The following is an 11,584-nucleotide window of genomic DNA, read 5'->3' as shown; positions in this document are numbered from 1 at the left end:
GTGAAAGAATCACAGCTCATGGAGCCTCGCACCCTTTACCCGCCGATCGAGCCGTACGACTCCGGGCTGCTCGATGTAGGCGACGGCAATCACATTTATTGGGAGGCCTGCGGAAATCCCGCCGGGAAGCCCCTGGTGATGTTGCACGGCGGCCCCGGTGCGGGCTGCGACGCCGACCATCGCCGCCAGTTCGACCCGGCCGCGTACCGGATCGTCCTCTTCGACCAGCGCAACTGCGGCCGCAGCACACCGCACGCGAGCGATCCGGAGGTCTCGCTCGAGAACAACACCACCTGGCACCTGGTCGCCGACATGGAGCTGCTGCGCGAGCACCTCGGCATCGACCGCTGGCTGGTGTACGGCGGCTCCTGGGGCAGCGCCCTCGCGCTCGCCTACGCCCAGACGAACCCGGACAGGGTGACCGAGCTGGTGCTGCGCGGGATCTTCACGCTGCGGCCGTTCGAGCTCTACTGGTTCTACCAGGAGGGCGCCTCGCTGATCTATCCCGACCTGTGGGAGAAGTACCTGGAGCCGATCCCCGAGGACGAGCGCGAGGACCTCATGAGCGCCTACGAGGAGCGGCTCAACTCCCCCGACCCCGCCGTCCGGATCCCCGCCGCCAAGGCGTGGGCGCAGTGGGAGGCCGGGACCATCCGGCTGGTCCCCGACGCCGCCTCGGTCGCCGAGGCGGGCGAGGAGCGGAGCGCCGTGGCGTTCGCCCGCATCGAGAACCACTACTTCGTCAACGAGGGCTTCTTCGAGGACGAGCAGCTGATCGAGGGCGTGGACAAGATCAGGCACATCCCGGCCGTCATCGTGCAGGGCCGCTATGACGTCTGCACGCCGCCCGCCACGGCCTGGGACCTGCACCGCGCCTGGCCGGAGGCGGAGTTCCACATGGTCGACGACGCCGGTCACGCGTTCACGGAGCCGGGCATCACGCACCGCCTCATCGAGGCGACCGACCGCTTCGCCAAGACCTCCTGACACACGCCTCCAGGTCCGGCGGGCGGCACGACGCGCCCGCCGGGCTTTCGGCGTTCGCGGAGGCTTCGCGGAGGCTTCATCGTGCGGGTGTGCCGTGCGGAGGTGCAGCGTGCCACCAGACGCCCGGGAGCGATATCCCGTTGACATAAAATCTCAGTGATTCAGCTCACACAAATGTAATGTGACGCCGGGACCTGCGTTGTCACCTTTAACGCTCTGTCATCACCGTGGGGTGGCCGTCGATCACCCTCGGACACTCCCCGGAAAGTCCCAGGTGACAGCGGCGCGCCCTACTTTCGAAGCGGCGCGGTAGCGCGAATGCGGCACCCGGAATCGAGTAATCGACCCCTCCTACCCGCGCTTCCAGCGGCCAAACATCCTCTTGATAACAATCGCGGTCGGGGTGTTCGCGAAGTTCGCTAAGTTGCCTGGGCATGGCACCGCAACCCCTGCAATCACGCCCACGACGAACTGACGAAGACTCGAAGGTACGACTCTCGGAGCCGAGCCTGGAGGACGGCCGGGAGTTGTGGCGGATGGCACGGGAGTCGCAGGTTCTCGACGTCAACTCGCCCTACAGTTACACGCTCTGGTGCCGCGACTTCGCCGGCACTTCGGTGGTCGCCAGATCCGGGGACGAGGCCTGCGGGTTCATCACCGGATATGTGCGTCCCCAGCAGCCCGACACGTTCTTCGTGTGGCAGGTGGCCGTCGACCGCGCGCACCGCGGGCGGGGCCTGGCCCGGCGCATGCTGGACGAGCTCGGCGACCGGATGGCCGCCCGCGGCTGCCGGTACCTGGAGGCCACGGTGACCCCCGCCAACACCGCGTCCACCGCGATGTTCGAGTCGTTCGCGCGCGACCAGGGCTGCGCCCTGGCCCGCCGCCCCCTCTTCGGCTCCGAGCACTTCCCGCCCGGCCACGGCCACGACCCCGAGGTGCTGTTCCGCATCGGCCCGCTGGCCGCCGCACGCACCTGAGCGCCCCGGCCCTGTCCAGCGGTTCCACCCGTTCCGAGGTCCCGGGGTTCCGCCCTGTCCAGCGGCTCCATCCTGTTCCGCTCCCATCCGTTCCGCTCCCCATCCTGTTCGCTCCCACCCTGTTTCGCTCCCACACAGCCCGGAGGAAAGATGGACGTTTTCGCACGTCTTGAATCGGAAGTTCGCGGCTACTGCAGGGGCTGGCCCACGGTGTTCACCACCGCGCGGGGCAGCCATATCACCGATGAGAACGGCAAGACCTATCTCGACTTCTTCGCCGGCGCCGGCACGCTCAACTACGGGCACAACAACCCGGAGCTGAAACGCCCGCTGATGGACTACCTCGCCGGTGACTCCATCGTCCATAGCCTGGACATGTACACCGACGCCAAACGCGCCTTTCTGGAACGTTTCAACGAGGTCGTGCTCGCCCCTCGCGGCCTCGACTACAAGGTGCAGTTCCCCGGCCCGGCGGGCAACCACTCGGTGGAGGCCGCGCTCAAGCTCGCCCGCAAATACACCGGCCGCGAGACCGTCGTCAGCTTCACCAACGCCTTCCATGGCATGACCCTCGGCGCGCTCGCGGTGACGGGCAACTCGATGAAGCGCACCGGCGCGGGCGTGCCGCTCGGTCACGGCGTGGCGATGCCCTACGACAACTACCTCGACGGCCGCACGCCCGACTTCCTGCTCTTCGACACGATGCTCGACGACAGCGGCAGCGGCCTGGACAAACCCGCCGCGGTGATCGTCGAGACCGTGCAGGGCGAGGGCGGGATCAACGTGGCGAGCCCGGAGTGGCTGCGCGGCCTGGCGGACCTGTGCAAGCGCCACGACATCCTGCTGATCGTCGACGACGTGCAGATGGGCTGCGGGCGGACGGGCCCGTTCTTCAGCTTCGAGGAGGCCGGCATCACGCCGGACATCGTCTGCCTGTCCAAGTCGCTGAGCGGGTACGGCCTGCCGTTCGCGGTGACGCTCATGCGTCCCGAGCTGGACGTGTGGGAGCCCGGCGAGCACAACGGAACGTTCCGGGGCTTCAACCCCGCCTTCGTCACCGCGACCGCCGCGCTTGAAGAGTTCTGGTCCGGCGAGGGCCTGGAGAAGCAGACCCTCGCCAAGGGCGAGCAGATCGAGCGGGCCCTCAACGAGATCGCCATCGAGCACGCCGGGGCCGTCGACACCGTCCGGGGCCGCGGGCTCGTCTGGGGCATGGTCATGAAGGACGCGGAGCTGGCGCCCAAGGTCTGCGCCGAGGCGTTCGAGCGCGGCCTGCTGATGGAGACCTCCGGTCCCGAGGGCGAGGTCGTCAAGCTGCTGCCGCCGCTCACGGCCACCGAGGCCGAGCTCGCCCAGGGCCTGCAGATCATCGCCGAGTCGGTGCGCGCCGTCCGCGCCGCCGTCGCCGTCTGACCTGTTCACGCTGAGGAGTTCATCAATGATCGTTCGATCGCTGAACGAGATCGTCGGCACCGAGCGCGACGTCCAGGCCGAGACCTGGTGCAGCCGCCGCCTGGTGCTGGCCAAGGAGAGGGTCGGTTTCTCGCTGCACGACACCGTCCTGTACGCGGGCACGGAGACGCGGATGTGGTACGCCAACCACATCGAGGCGGTCTACTGCATCGAGGGCGAGGGCGAGCTGATCAACGACGAGACCGGGGAGAAGCACCGGATCGAGCCGGGCGTCATGTACCTGCTCGACGGCCACGAGCACCACACGCTGCGCGCCCACACCGACGTGCGCACGGTCTGCGTCTTCAACCCGCCCTGCACCGGCAGGGAGGTCCACGACGAGAACGGCGTCTACCCGCTGCTGACCGAGCCGACCGAGCCCGCCGAGTTGCCCGCCGAGTTGCCCGCCGAGAAGGAGGACGCATGAGTCTCATCGAGTCCCACCCCACGATCAACGACGCGTACCCGACCCGGGTGTCCACCGAGCCCACGCTGCTCTACCGGCAGGACCCCGTCGTCTACGGCGGCCCGGCCGACGGGCCCATCGACGCCGAGACGCTCGACTCGTTCGAGGCCAACGGCTACCTGAGCGTCGAGCAGCTGATCGGCCCCGAGGAGGTCGAGACCTACCGGGCCGAGCTGCGTCGCATGGTCGCCGACCCGGAGATCCTCGCGAACGAGCGGACGATCACCGAACGCGACTCCGACGAGGTGCGCTCGATCTTCGAGGTCCACAAGATCAGCGACGTTTTCGCGGAGCTCGTGCGCGACCCGCGCGTGGTCGGCCGGGCCAGGCAGATCCTGGGCTCCGATGTTTACGTCCACCAGAGCCGGGTCAATTACAAGCCAGGATTCACTGGCAAGGACTTCTACTGGCACTCGGACTTCGAGACCTGGCACGCGGAGGACGGCATGCCTCGCATGCGCGCGGTGAGCATCTCCATCGCGCTGACCGAGAACTTCGTGCACAACGGAGGTCTCATGATCATGCCCGGCTCGCACAAGACGTTCGTCGCGTGCGTCGGCGAGACCCCCGCCGACCACTACAAGGCCTCGCTGAAGGCCCAGGAGGTCGGCACCCCCGACCCCGGCAGCCTGTCGATCCTCGCCGACAAGCACGGCATCGAGCTGTTCACCGGACCGGCGGGCTCGGCGACGATGTTCGACTGCAACTGCATGCACGGCTCCAACGGCAACATCACCCCGTTCCCGCGCTCGAACGTCTTCATCGTCTTCAACAGCGTCGAGAACACCTGCGCGGAGCCGTTCTCCGCTCCCACCCCGCGCCCGTCGTTCATCGGCGCGCGCGACTTCACGCCCATCACCGACTGATCCCGCACGACTGATCCGCCCGACTGATCCCGTCCGCCCGGGGACCGGACGCTCCCCCCGCTCCCAGCCCCCGGCCCATCGCCGCTGACCGCACACCATCCCCGAGTCCCCGTCCCCGATTCCCGCTCCCAACCCCATGTCCCGCGCCCGCCGGAGGCCCCGGAGCCCCCGGCGGGCGCGGCGGCACACCCACAGGAGTTCAAAGATGACTTCCTCCCGTCGCGATTTCCTCCGCAACGGCGTCCTGCTCGCCGGCGCCGTCCCGATCCTCGGCGCGGCCGGCTGTTCCACCACCGACCCCGAGAAGGAGAAGGCCGGCGGCGGCACCCTGGAGCGTGCCAAGAAGCAGGGCTACATCCAGGTCGGCTACGCCAACGAGGCGCCCTACGGCTTCACCACCAGCGACGGCAAGCTCACCGGCGAGGCCCCCGAGCTCGCCAAGGTGATCTTCAAGGAGCTCGGCATCAACGAGGTCCGGGGCGTCCAGGTGGCGTTCGACGGGCTCATCCCGGGCGTCCAGGCACGCCGGTTCGACGCCATCGCGGCGGGCATGTTCATCAATCCCAAGCGCTGCGCCCAGATCTCCTTCGCCGACCCCGAGTACATCGCCAAGACCGCCTTCATGGTGCCCAAGGGCAACCCCAAGGGCCTCAAGACCTTCGACGACGCCATCAAGCAGAAGGTCAAGGTCGGCGTGATGAAGGGCGCGGCCGAGGCCGACTACGCCGAGAAGCTCGGCGTGGCGAAGGGCGATATCAAGTCGTTCCCGGACGGGCCGGGCGCCTTCGACGGCCTGAAGGCCGGGCGCTGCGACTGCATCGCGCTCACCCGCATCTCGCTGGTCGACCTGCTGTCCAAGCACAAGAACGACCCGTTCGAGGTCACGCCGGCGTTCGACGTGATGATCGACGGCAAGGAGCAGTCCGGCGCGGGCGGCTTCGGCTTCCGCACGGCCGACACCGATCTCGTCCAGGCGTTCAACGGCGAGCTCACCGAGCTCAAGAAGAACGGCCGCCTGCTGCAGATCCTCCAGCCGTTCGGGTTCACCCAGGCCGAGATGCCCGGCGACCGTAAGGCCGCCGAGTTCTGCAAGGCCTGATCCCCGTGTCGGAAATCCTCAAGAGCCCGCTCCTGTGGGACGGGGCCCTGAAGACCTTGCAGCTCACGCTGTATTCGGCGGTGGTCGCGCTGGTCCTGGCCTTCGTCTTCGGGGTGATGGGCACGTCGGCGCACCGCTGGGCGCGCGCGGCCGGCCGGACGTACGTGGAGTTCTTCCGCGGCCTTCCGGCGCTGGTCCTGCTGTTCTGGTTCTTCTACTCGCTCCCCCTCGTCGGTTTCAGGATCGAGACGCTGTTCTGCGGCGTGCTCGCGCTGGCGCTGAACTACGGGGCGTACGGGGCCGAGGTGGTGCGGGGCTCCATCAACGCCGTGCCCAAGGCCCAGTTCGAGGCGACCGTCGCGCTCAACATGCGGCCGGCGCAGCGCATGTGGCGGGTGCTGCTGCCGCAGGCGGTGCCGCTCATGCTGCCCCCGTTCGGCAACCTGCTGATCGAGTTGCTCAAGGCCACCGCCATCGTCTCGCTGATCAGCATCAGCGACCTGATGTTCGGGGCCGAGAAGCTGCGCGCCTCCACCGGCAAGAGCGTCACCGTGTACCTGATCGTGCTGGTCGTCTACTTCGTGATCGCGCAGGTGCTCCAGGTGCTCGTCCGCCTCCTGGAACGCCGCAGCCAGCGCATCCTCGGCCGCCGCCCGCAACGGCGCGCGGCCACGGCCATCGCCGGCACCGCGGGATCCGCGGGCGCCGGCAGCCTGAGCGGCGCGGGGAGGGCGGGCTCATGACCTGGAACTGGACCTACGCGGGCGACCTGGTGTCCCCGCTCTTGCAGGGCCTGCGCTACACCCTGGGGGCCACCGCGCTGGGCTACGTCCTGGCGCTGCTGCTCGGCCTGGTCTGGGCCATCCTCCGCCGGTCGTCCAACCTCCTGGTCAACCAGGTGGTGCGCTGGGTGGTCGAGTTCATCCGCAGCACGCCGCTGCTGGTGCAGCTCGTCTTCCTTTTCTACGCGCTGCCGCAGGCGGGCGTGCAGTTCAGCCCGTTCTGGACGGGCGTGATCGGGCTCGGCGTGCACTACTCCACCTACGTCTCGGAGGTCTACCGCGCGGGCATCGAGGACGTGCCGCGCGGGCAGTGGGAGGCGTGCACCGCCCTCAACCTGCCGCGCAGCCGGGTCTGGTTCGGCGTGGTGCTGCCGCAGGCGGTGCGCAAGGTGATCCCGACGCTGGGCAACTACCTGATCGCGCTGTTCAAGGACTCGCCGCTGATGCTGGTGATCACCGTCCCGGAGATGATGTCCGTGGCGACCACCGAGGGCGGGAAGACCGCCAGCTATCTCGAACCGCTCACCATCGCCGCCGCGATCTTCGTGATCGTCAGCATCCTGTCCTCTGTACTGATCCGACGCATGGAGGGCCGTTATGCCGCCATCTAACGCCACACCCGAGGCCCCCACGCCAGAGGACGCCCAGGAGGTGCCCATGGACAAGCCGGCCGCCACCGCCGCCACGACTGCCGCCACCGCCTCCGGCGGCGACGCGCTGCCGCACGGCGCCACGCCGGGCATCCGGTTCGAGAAGGTCGTCAAGCGGTTCGGCGACAACGTCGTGCTCCGCGAGCTGGACTTCACCGTCGCGCCCGGCGAACGCGTGACGCTGATCGGCCCGAGCGGGTCGGGCAAGACGACGATCCTGCGGCTGCTGATGACGCTGGAGAAGGCCGACGGCGGTGTCATCTGGGTCGGCGACGAGTCGCTGACGCACATGGACCGCGGCGGCAAGCGGGTACCGGCCAACGAGAAGCACCTGCACGAGATGCGCAAGCAGATCGGCATGGTGTTCCAGCAGTTCAACCTGTTCCCGAACATGAACGTGCTGCGCAACCTCATCGAGGGGCCGGTCCGGGTGCTCGGGCTGTCCAAGGACGAGGCCGTGGAACGCGCCCGCGGGCTGCTGGACATGGTCGGGCTGTCGGACAAGATCGACGCGCACCCGTCCCAGCTCTCGGGCGGCCAGCAGCAGCGTGTGGCGATCGCCCGCGCGCTGGCCATGCAGCCCAAGGTGCTGCTGCTGGACGAGGTCACCTCGGCGCTCGACCCCGAGCTGGTCGTCGGCGTGCAGGACCTGCTGCGCGACATCGCCCGCGAGAGCGACCTGACCCTGCTCTGCGTGACCCACGAGATGCACTTCGCCAAGGACATCTCCGACCGGGTCCTGATGTTCGACAGGGGGCAGATCGTCGAGGAGGGCCCGCCGGACCAGATCTTCGGCGAGCCCACCGAGCAGCGCACCCGGGACTTCCTCCAGGCGGTCCTGGCGACCTGATCCCCCGGGCCCGGGCCCCGCGCGTCCCTGTCGCCCCAGGGACGCGCGGGGCCCGATGTCTTCGGTTTCTGGCCCGCTTCCGTCTCGTCCGGGCCGAGCCGTTCTTGCAGCCTGAACCGCATGTCCCTCATCGATCGACCGGTCGCCGCGCCGGTCCGGCGGCCGCACGACCACCGGGCCTGGTGGATCGTCGCCGTGGCCGCGACAGCGATCATGGCCGCCGGCGCCTTCGGTACCCTGCCCGGCCTGCTCGTCGCCCCGCTCCACCACGAGTTCGGGTGGTCGCACGGCACGACCGGCCTCGCCATGTGGGTGAACATGGCGCTCAACGGCCTGATCGCCCCGTTCGCCGCGGCCCTGATGGAACGGTTCGGCCCGCGCCGGATCGCCGCCGCCGCCCTGCTCACCATCGCGGCGGGCGCCGCGCTGACCACGGTGATGACCGCGGCCTGGCAGTTCACCCTGTACTGGGGCGTGCTGATCGGGCTCGGCACCGGAGCGATGGGCGGGACGTTCGCCACGGTCGTCACCAACCGTTGGTTCGTGCGGCGGCGGGGGCTGGCCACGGGAATCCTCACGGCGTCGGGCGTCTTCGGCCAGTTCGTGTTCCTGCCCCCGCTGGCTTGGGTGGTCGAGCACCTGCAGTGGCGTGCCGGGACTGTCACGTTGGCGATGGCCGCGCTGGTAGTGGTCCCCCTCGCCTGGTTCTGGCTACGCGACCACCCGAGCGAAACCGGAACGACCGCCGGGCCGTCCGCTTCCCCGTCCGCTCCGCCACGCGCCCGGCCGTTCCAGGTGCTGCGCGGGGCGGCACGGACGCGGACGTTCTGGTTGCTGGCGGGCACGTTCGCGATCTGCGGCATCTCGACCAACGGGCTGATGTGGACGCACTTCGTGCCCGCCGCGGGCGACCACGGCATGGCCCCGACCACCGCGGCCTCGATGCTGACGCTCATCGGGATCTTCAACGTGGCGGGGACGGTCGCGTCGGGCTGGCTCACCGACCGCTACGACGCCCGGCTGTTGCTGGCCGTCTACTACACGCTGCGGGCGGGGACGCTGTTCGTGCTTCCCCAGCTGCTGGGGCCGTCCGTGCATCCCCCGCTGATCGCGTTCATCATCCTGTTCGGACTGCTCGACGTCGCGACGATCCCGCCGACGATCGCGCTGAGCGCGATCCGGGACCGCTTCGGCACCGAGGAGAGCGCCGTGGTCTTCGGCTGGACGCTCGCCGCCCACCAGCTCGGGGCCGGGCTGATGGCGCTGGCGGGCGGCCTCCTGCGGGACGCGCTCGGCACGTACACCATGGTGTGGATCTTCGCGGGCCTGCTCTGCCTCGTCGCCGCGCTCATGTCGGCGCTCGTGCCGGCGCCCGCGCCGGGGGCGGAGCCGCGCGCACGCTGAGCATCGGTGAAGATCGAAGGCATGGTGATCCATGGCTCCCATCTGGTCGCGGTCCTGGTCCGGCATGGCGTGATGCCGCTCGAACTCGGCATCGTGCACCAGCTGTTCGGCAGCGCGGAGTCCCCTGACGGCACGCCGCTGTACGACGTCGTCACCTGCGCGCCCGAGCCCGGGGACATCCGCACCGACGCCGACTTCACCGTCCGCGTGCCGCAGGGTCCCGACGTGCTGGCGCGGGCGGCCACGGTGATCGTCCCGGCCGCGCACGTGCCCGACGAGACCGAGACGCAGGGGCGCCTGGGCCCGGCGCTCGCCGCCGCGCTCGCCCGGATCCGGCCGGGCACCCGCGTCGCGTCCATCTGCACGGGCTCGTTCGTCCTCGCCGCAGCCGGGCTCCTGGACGGGCGGCGGGCGACGACCCACTGGCGGTCCGCCGCGCACTTCCGCGAGCTCTATCCGCGGGTGCGCCTCGACCCGGACGTCCTCTACACCGACGAGGGCGACATCCTCACCTCCGCCGGAGAGGCCGCGGGCATCGACCTCTGCCTCCACATGATCCGGAACGATCACGGCGCGGCCGTCGCCAACGATGTCGCGCGCCGCACGATCGTCCCGCCGTACCGGGACGGCGGGCAGGCGCAGTACATCCCGCAGCCCGTCGCCGAACCCGCCTCGCCCTCCACCAAGACCGCGCGGGCCTGGGCGCTCCGACACCTCGGCGAGCCCATCTCGCTGCCCGACCTCGCGGCGCTCGAATCGGTGAGCGTGCGGACGTTCACCCGCCGGTTCCGCGAGGAGGTCGGCGTCTCGCCCGCGCAGTGGCTGACCCGGCAACGAGTCGACCGGGCCCGGCAACTGCTGGAGACGACAGATCTCCCGATCGAACGAATCGCGTCCGACGTCGGCTTCGGAACCGCCGTCTCGCTCCGCCAGCACCTGCACGCGGCGGTCGGTGTGTCGCCGCGCGCCTACCGCCGCACCTTCCGCGGCCCAGGCAAGGCAGCGTCCTGAACGCCACTGTGCGCTAGATTCTGGCCATGCATGTCGTCGCCGTCCTCGCTCTCGAGGGCGCCGTCGCCTTCGAGGTGACGGTGCCGTGCCAGGTCTTCGGGTCGTCCATCGGCGACGACGGCGCCCCGCTGTACGAGACGCGGGTCTGCACGGTTCCGGGCTCGGCGATCACCACGGGCGTCTTCGGGCAGATGACGCTCTCGACGCCGTGGGGCCTGGAGACGCTGGCCACCGCCGACACCATCGTGATCCCCGCGCACGACACCTTCCTGGCCGAGCCGCCGGCGGAGGTGCTCAAGGCGTTGCGCGAGGCCGCCGAGCGCGGGGCGCGGATCGCCTCGATCTGTGTCGGGGCGTTCATCCTGGCCGCGACCGGGATGCTGGACGGCCTGCGCGCGACCACGCACTGGATGCAGGCGGCGGAGCTGAAACGCCGCCATCCGCGCGTCGAGGTCGATCCGGCGGTGCTGTTCGTGGACAACGGCTCGCTGCTGACGGCGGCGGGCGTCGCGGCGGGCATCGACCTGTGCCTGCATCTCGTCCGCCGCGACCACGGATCCGCCGTGGCCGCGCGGACCGCGCGCGGCATCGTCATGCCGTTGCAGCGGGACGGCGGGCAGGCGCAGTTCATCCAGCACGAGGACCCGCAGGACACCGGGACGGCCCTGCAGCCGACGATGGCGTGGATGGAGGCGAACCTGCACCGGCCGCTCACGCTGGACGAGATCGCCCAGGAAGCCGCGGTGAGCGTCCGCACGCTGACGCGGCGGTTCCGCGCGCAGGCCGGAACGACGCCGCTGCAATGGCTCCTGCGGGCACGGATCCATCGTGCGCAGCAACTCCTGGAAAGCACCGATCTGCCGGTCGAACGCATCGCGGCGGAGTCGGGCTTCGGGTCGCCGGTGACGCTGCGGGCACACTTCGCCCGCACGGTGGGCGCCTCGCCGCTCGCCTACCGCAACGCCTTCCGCGCCCGCCCCGGGCCCACCACGCCGAATCGCATTCGGTAAAGTAAGCGGTCACCTACTGGCGGAGTG

General features: G+C 69.8%; 12 protein-coding genes. All 12 read left to right on the top strand.

Annotated features, from left to right (window positions below):
• The first annotated feature begins 18 nt into the window (after positions 1 to 18).
• Positions 19 to 987 (top strand): prolyl aminopeptidase, encoded by a 969-nt coding sequence (gene pip / locus ACGFNU_RS13910; protein ID WP_392593332.1) that lies wholly within the window; start codon positions 19 to 21, stop codon positions 985 to 987.
• A gap of 434 nt (positions 988 to 1,421) precedes the next feature.
• A complete protein-coding gene (gene ectA, locus ACGFNU_RS13905) occupies positions 1,422 to 1,967 on the top strand; it encodes a diaminobutyrate acetyltransferase (RefSeq protein WP_392593330.1) in 546 nt (181 codons plus the stop codon).
• 150 nt (positions 1,968 to 2,117) lie between these two features.
• Positions 2,118 to 3,380 carry a diaminobutyrate--2-oxoglutarate transaminase gene (gene ectB, locus ACGFNU_RS13900; protein ID WP_392593328.1) on the top strand — a complete coding sequence of 421 codons (1,263 nt, stop codon included), beginning with the start codon at positions 2,118 to 2,120 and terminating at the stop codon, positions 3,378 to 3,380.
• 25 nt (positions 3,381 to 3,405) lie between these two features.
• A complete protein-coding gene (locus ACGFNU_RS13895; RefSeq protein WP_392593326.1) occupies positions 3,406 to 3,846 on the top strand; it encodes an ectoine synthase in 441 nt (146 codons plus the stop codon).
• The gene (thpD, locus tag ACGFNU_RS13890; RefSeq protein WP_392593325.1) at positions 3,843 to 4,751 is read left to right on the top strand and encodes an ectoine hydroxylase; all 909 of its coding nucleotides are present in this window, start codon (positions 3,843 to 3,845) and stop codon (positions 4,749 to 4,751) included. Before ACGFNU_RS13895 ends, thpD begins: the two co-directional genes overlap by 4 nt.
• Positions 4,752 to 4,956: 205 nt before the next feature.
• Entirely contained in the window at positions 4,957 to 5,850 is an 894-nt protein-coding gene (gene ehuB, locus ACGFNU_RS13885) for an ectoine/hydroxyectoine ABC transporter substrate-binding protein EhuB (RefSeq protein WP_392593323.1), read from the top strand.
• 5 nt (positions 5,851 to 5,855) lie between these two features.
• Complete coding sequence (gene ehuC, locus ACGFNU_RS13880) at positions 5,856 to 6,593, top strand: ectoine/hydroxyectoine ABC transporter permease subunit EhuC (protein WP_392593321.1); 738 nt, start codon at positions 5,856 to 5,858, stop codon at positions 6,591 to 6,593.
• On the top strand, positions 6,590 to 7,243 hold the full coding sequence (gene ehuD / locus ACGFNU_RS13875) for an ectoine/hydroxyectoine ABC transporter permease subunit EhuD (protein ID WP_392593319.1): 654 nt from the start codon (positions 6,590 to 6,592) through the stop codon (positions 7,241 to 7,243). Before ehuC ends, ehuD begins: the two co-directional genes overlap by 4 nt.
• Before the next feature lie 46 nt (positions 7,244 to 7,289).
• Positions 7,290 to 8,132: an ectoine/hydroxyectoine ABC transporter ATP-binding protein EhuA gene (gene ehuA / locus ACGFNU_RS13870; protein ID WP_392593317.1), complete on the top strand. Its 843-nt coding sequence runs from the start codon at positions 7,290 to 7,292 to the stop codon at positions 8,130 to 8,132.
• A gap of 120 nt (positions 8,133 to 8,252) precedes the next feature.
• Positions 8,253 to 9,536 (top strand): MFS transporter, encoded by a 1,284-nt coding sequence (locus tag ACGFNU_RS13865; RefSeq protein ID WP_392593315.1) that lies wholly within the window; start codon positions 8,253 to 8,255, stop codon positions 9,534 to 9,536.
• Positions 9,537 to 9,557: 21 nt separating this feature from the next.
• A complete protein-coding gene (locus ACGFNU_RS13860; protein WP_392593530.1) occupies positions 9,558 to 10,547 on the top strand; it encodes a GlxA family transcriptional regulator in 990 nt (329 codons plus the stop codon).
• Positions 10,548 to 10,573: 26 nt separating this feature from the next.
• Entirely contained in the window at positions 10,574 to 11,557 is a 984-nt protein-coding gene (locus ACGFNU_RS13855) for a GlxA family transcriptional regulator (protein ID WP_392593313.1), read from the top strand.
• The last annotated feature ends 27 nt before the right edge of the window (positions 11,558 to 11,584 follow it).

Origin of the sequence: Spirillospora sp. NPDC048911 (assembly GCF_043198015.1) — a bacterium.
Classification (GTDB): Bacteria; Actinomycetota; Actinomycetes; order Streptosporangiales; family Streptosporangiaceae; genus Spirillospora.
Note: the sequence above shows the minus strand (reverse complement) of the source record. Positions and strands in the feature narration are given on the sequence as shown.

What these genes read in the sequence shown, in the direction of transcription:
- pip (WP_392593332.1), top strand. Translation starts at nt 19, where the DNA reads ATGGAGCCTCGCACCCTTTACCCGCCGATCGAGCCGTACGACTCCGGG.
- ectA (WP_392593330.1), top strand. Translation starts at nt 1,422, where the DNA reads ATGGCACCGCAACCCCTGCAATCACGCCCACGACGAACTGACGAAGAC.
- ectB (WP_392593328.1), top strand. Translation starts at nt 2,118, where the DNA reads ATGGACGTTTTCGCACGTCTTGAATCGGAAGTTCGCGGCTACTGCAGG.
- ACGFNU_RS13895 (WP_392593326.1), top strand. Translation starts at nt 3,406, where the DNA reads ATGATCGTTCGATCGCTGAACGAGATCGTCGGCACCGAGCGCGACGTC.
- thpD (WP_392593325.1), top strand. Translation starts at nt 3,843, where the DNA reads ATGAGTCTCATCGAGTCCCACCCCACGATCAACGACGCGTACCCGACC.
- ehuB (WP_392593323.1), top strand. Translation starts at nt 4,957, where the DNA reads ATGACTTCCTCCCGTCGCGATTTCCTCCGCAACGGCGTCCTGCTCGCC.
- ehuD (WP_392593319.1), top strand. Translation starts at nt 6,590, where the DNA reads ATGACCTGGAACTGGACCTACGCGGGCGACCTGGTGTCCCCGCTCTTG.
- ehuA (WP_392593317.1), top strand. Translation starts at nt 7,290, where the DNA reads ATGGACAAGCCGGCCGCCACCGCCGCCACGACTGCCGCCACCGCCTCC.
- ACGFNU_RS13865 (WP_392593315.1), top strand. Translation starts at nt 8,253, where the DNA reads ATGTCCCTCATCGATCGACCGGTCGCCGCGCCGGTCCGGCGGCCGCAC.
- ACGFNU_RS13860 (WP_392593530.1), top strand. Translation starts at nt 9,558, where the DNA reads ATGGTGATCCATGGCTCCCATCTGGTCGCGGTCCTGGTCCGGCATGGC.
- ACGFNU_RS13855 (WP_392593313.1), top strand. Translation starts at nt 10,574, where the DNA reads ATGCATGTCGTCGCCGTCCTCGCTCTCGAGGGCGCCGTCGCCTTCGAG.